The organism is Chitinophaga varians, assembly GCF_014529945.1.
Lineage (GTDB): Bacteria > Bacteroidota > Bacteroidia > Chitinophagales > Chitinophagaceae > Chitinophaga > Chitinophaga varians.
The window spans coordinates 1-602 of record NZ_JACVFB010000033.1; the positions used below are offsets into that span (position 1 = coordinate 1).

A 602-nucleotide genomic window follows, 5' to 3' on the forward strand; every position below is an offset into this window, starting at 1 on the left:
TCCAGGGTCGCAATATCTTCAAACAGGATACGCCATGAAACACCGTCAATCACCAGATGATGTATGACCATCAATACCCGGCTGCCATCGTTAAAATGATAAAGCCCTATTCGCATCAGTGGCCCGGAAGCCAGATCTATGCCCGACTGCAGCCGGTCATATAAAGCAACGGCGTCCGATGCGTTATTCCGAAGGTCATGTTCTTCCAGCCACAGCGACATGTCCGTGCCCCGGTTTTCCTGCACGCCATCCTGTACAAATACCATACGCAGCGCATCGTGATGCTCCTGCAAGTGAGTAAACAGCTGCTGTGCCCTGGACACCGAAAGGCCGGCCGGAAAATGCAGTAAGGCCGACTGGTTAAAATGATGTTTGCCGGTAAATGTACTTTCCAGAAACACCCGTTGTATCGGTGACAGCGGCGCCACACCGGTAACAACGCCCTGCTCTGTGATTTGCGACAGCTTACGCAGTTGTGACGCCAGCTCCCGGATGGTAGGCGATATGAAGATGTCCTTCACCGTTAGGTCATAGCCTTCCTGGCGTAACCGCGATACGATCTGAATAGATTTAATGGAGTCTCCGCCGGTGGCAAAAAAGTT

The 602-nt window shown here is 52.2% G+C and carries 1 protein-coding gene; it reads right to left on the bottom strand.

What is annotated here, in order from left to right; translation table 11 throughout:
• Positions 1 to 602: condensation domain-containing protein (locus ICL55_RS34920; RefSeq protein ID WP_246496877.1), on the bottom strand; the 602-nt coding region annotated here is incomplete at both ends.